This is a genomic window from Xanthomarina sp. (assembly GCF_035306705.1).
Lineage (GTDB): Bacteria > Bacteroidota > Bacteroidia > Flavobacteriales > Flavobacteriaceae > Xanthomarina.
Genome location: NZ_DATGNO010000071.1, coordinates 1 through 3,960, shown reverse-complemented (window position 1 = coordinate 3,960; position 3,960 = coordinate 1). Strand labels below are relative to the sequence as shown.

3 protein-coding genes are annotated in these 3,960 nt (G+C 33.2%); 2 read left to right on the top strand and 1 reads right to left on the bottom strand.

What is annotated here, in order from left to right; all coding sequences use genetic code 11:
- The first annotated feature begins 210 nt into the window (after window positions 1–210).
- Together VKY47_RS05725 and VKY47_RS05720 are read left to right on the top strand one after the other, a co-directional pair.
- On the top strand, window positions 211–1,230 hold the full coding sequence (locus VKY47_RS05725; protein WP_324311121.1) for a TQO small subunit DoxD: 1,020 nt from the start codon (window positions 211–213) through the stop codon (window positions 1,228–1,230).
- A 164-nt stretch (window positions 1,231–1,394) separates the two neighbouring features.
- Complete coding sequence (locus tag VKY47_RS05720; RefSeq protein ID WP_324311120.1) at window positions 1,395–3,152, top strand: serine hydrolase; 1,758 nt, start codon at window positions 1,395–1,397, stop codon at window positions 3,150–3,152.
- 56 nt (window positions 3,153–3,208) lie between these two features.
- Here VKY47_RS05720 and VKY47_RS05715 read toward each other — a convergent pair whose 3' ends face one another.
- Entirely contained in the window at window positions 3,209–3,781 is a 573-nt protein-coding gene (locus VKY47_RS05715) for a GNAT family N-acetyltransferase (RefSeq protein WP_324311119.1), read from the bottom strand.
- Between the last annotated feature and the right edge of the window lie 179 nt (window positions 3,782–3,960).

The following is a 3,960-nucleotide window of genomic DNA, read 5'->3' as shown; positions in this document are numbered from 1 at the left end:
GATTTTGATGTTAATTTACTTGTTTTGGCAGCTATTCATCCTCCGCTAATTTTAGCAGATTCGAAAGAAGGAAACTTAGCAAAACAATCCAAAAAATCTTCAAACCTCGGTCGTCCCTTATATATTTTATATAGTCGGTTAAAACTCGATATGGCGTAATCTCTTCTTGCCATACTTTTTAATCAACAATTTATATAAATATCAATTTTAATGAAACATTTTACTGATAAACAGTCGTTTCATACGACTGGACTTTTCACGTTGTCTATCAGACTAGTTATTGGGTGGACTTATTTTTCAGCTTTTTGGCGCAGACTAATTTTAGAAAACAAGCTAAACCCAGAAGAGGCGGGGTATATTGGCGAAAAATTTAATCATTTTTTGCCTAATGCTTTAGGAATTAAACCTCTAATTGAATATTTGGTATCCAACCCGGATATTTTGTGGTGGCATATGGTGGCCTTTACAATTATTGAAGGAATTGTAGGGCTTTTTATTATGTTTGGTTTGTTTACGCGCTTAATGAGTATTGGCGTTTTCTTTTTGGCCATGGGAATTTTATTGGGATCTGGCTGGATTGGAACAACCTGCTTGGATGAATGGCAAATAGGTGTTTTAGGAATAGCCAGTGGTTTTGCGTTGTTTTTAAGTGGAAGTGGTTATTATTCCATGGATAAATTTTTTATGGATAGGAAATTTAAATTTACAGAAACCAAATGGTTCTCTTTCCTAGGTTCTGGAGTTTTACCGATAAGAAATTTAAAACAAATAGTTCTAGTTGGAGCTTTAGGAATTTTCGCTTTAACCTTATATACCAATCAGTATTTTCATGGAGGTGTATTTGGAACGCTTCATAATAAATCCGTGAAACCAAAATTAGAACTTAGCGATGCTTCTATAAAAAACAATACCTTACAATTTGAGGTTTATAGAGTTGAGGGCGTGGATGTTTATGGTTCGTTTTTAATTGGAATCCAGGTATTGGATAGTCGTGGTAATATAGTTATGGATAAAAATGGTGCTGATCTTTCTAAGTTCAATTTGGAGCATATTGACAACTACTATGTAGCTAAAGTGAAACCAGGAAAACATAGTTTAATTATTCCATTGGGTTCTAAGGCAATTCTAACCATTGGTTTAAAGGGTGTTGAATATGCGGAAAATGAAACTTACACTCTAAAACTTATTGATATTAGTGGTGCCGAGTGGGAGATTCCAATTGAGAAATAGGAATATCTGTTTGTAATCCAAAAGTAAAACTTCTCTAAAAACACACGTTTTTAGAGAAGTTTTTTTATGAGGAACAAGGAGGTTTATAAAAATGTATGGTTTTTATTGTAACTTATTGGCACTCTAAGTCGTCATATATTTTTAATCAATCAAAAACAATCATCATGAAACGACAATTAGATTACCAAATTTTGAGATCAAATGTATTAGCGCTTTTACTATTACTTTTTTTTGTAAACGTCAATTTTGGACAGAGCAAAGAAGAACAATTAACCAAACTTATAGATACTTATACAGATTACAAAACGTTTAATGGCTCTGTTCTAGTAGCGGAAAACGGAAAAATTATTTACACAAAAGGTTTTGGTATGGCAAATATGGAATGGGATATTCCCAATGCCCCAAATACAAAACATAGATTAGGATCCATAACCAAGCAATTTACTGCTATGTTAATACTTCAGTTGGCTCAAGCTGGTAAAATCGATTTACAAGCGCCCATAACAAAATATCTTCCAGATTATCCTAACAAGAATGGAGATAAAATTACAACACATCACTTATTAACGCACACTTCTGGGATTCCAAATTACACCTCCTTCCCCGATTTTTTTAAGAATGAAAGTAGAAACCCTTATACGCCAACAGAATTCGTAAAGAAATTTTCTGAAATGGATTTAGAGTTTAGTCCAGGGGAAAAATTTAGTTACAGTAATTCCGGTTATTTTTTGTTAGGTGTTTTAATTGAAAAGATTTCTGGGAAAACTTATGAGGAGATGCTTCAAGAGAACATATTTATACCTTTAAATATGAAAGATTCCGGTTATGACCATCACGAAACTATTTTAAAAAACAGAGCTACTGGCTACGAAAAGAATGGCAGTAATTTTGAAAACTCTAAATATATAGACATGTCTATTCCTTATGCCGCAGGATCCTTATATTCTACAGTTGAAGATTTATACCTTTGGGATCAAGGGTTATATACCAATAAACTTCTTTCTAAAAAGTCTATGGATTTGTTTTTTAAGGAATATATAAAAGCGGGTGGCGGATTTTATGGTTATGGGTGGTTTATAGGAAGTGAACAAATTGGAAACACAGAAAACCGTATAGAAACTATTGGTCATGGAGGAGGTATAAACGGGTTCAATACTTTAATTACTAGAGCTCCATCAGATAAATCGTTAATTGTACTATTGAATAATACAGGAGGAGCGCCTCTTAATGAAATGGCTCGGGCAATTCGTGGTATTATGTATGATAAGCCGTATGATTTTCCTAAAAAATCTATCGCAAATGCCTTGGCTGAAAAAATAGCAGCTAGTGGAATAGATGCCGCTTTAGTGTATTATAATTCCATTAAATCTTCTGACGCTTATGATTTAAATGAAAGTGATATGAATAGCGTTGGTTATCAATTATTACAATCTGGAAAAGTAGAAGAAGCTATTTCTGTATTTAAACTGAATGTAGAAGCTTTTCCAAAATCCTCCAATGTTTATGATAGTTATGCCGAAGGATTACTGAAACAAGGAAAGAATGAATTAGCTATAGAAAATTACAGAAAATCTGTAGAAATGGATCCAAATAATCAAAATGGGATTGATTATTTGAAAAAACTAGGAGTAGATGTTTCCGATTTAGAAAAAGATGTCGTTGTAGCAGATAACATCTTGCAAAACTATGTTGGTAACTATCAACTTGCCCCAGGGTTTATACTTACGGTTACCAAAGAAGGCAATCAATTAAAAGCACAAGCTACAGGACAACCCGTTTTTGATGTTTTTCCAAAATCTGAAAATGTATTCTATCTAAAAGTTGTAACAGCACAATTAACTTTTAATAAGAATACGGATGGCAATGTTGAAAGCGTAACACTTTTACAAGGTGGAAGGGAAATTATTGGTAACAAAATGTAGATTGCCAGCATAAAATTATAAAGCCCTTGGAAATTTTCAAGGGCTTTAATTTTGTGTTAAAACCCTTTAAAAATCCCAGCTTTAATTTCTGGCCATTCTTCTTTTAAAATGCCATAACAACAGGTGTTTCTTCTATGTTCGTCTGGCATTAAAGTGTCTTTTCTTAGGATGCCTTCCAAAGTGGCGCCAATTTTTTCAACTGCTTTTCTAGAGCGAATATTTCGTTCGTCAATTCTAAACTCCACTTTTTCAAATTCCAATACTTCAAAAGCATATTGAAGCATTAAAAACTTGATGTGTTTATTTAATCCAGTACCATGAAACTCTCGTCCTAACCAAGTCCAACCAATATGTAAGGTCTTGTTTTTCCAATTAATAAATCCAAAGCGCGTACTTCCGGCATACGCTTGTTTTGTTTTATCGTAAACAATAAATGGAATGGTTGTTTTTGTGTAATATCCGTCCACGGCAATTTGCACATATGTCTTTAATTCTTCTGGTGTCGAAATTCCGCTAGGCGAGTAGAAGATGAGATCTTTTTCGGCAGCAATATCTTGTACATACTTATAATTGCTCAAATCCATTAAAGTAAGCTTGACATGGCTATTTTCTAGATGAGGGATTTTCATGATATTTAAACTAAACTTTTAATAAGTTTGACGTTGACTTCGTGCTTTCCTTCAAAGGGAATTATATGTAAGTTCTTTCCAAATAGTTCTTGGGCTCTCTTTGTTTCTTGTAAAATGCGTTCGTTATTTAAATATTCGTCTTCTGTGCCATAAATCATAGAAACTTTTGCGTTTAAAAA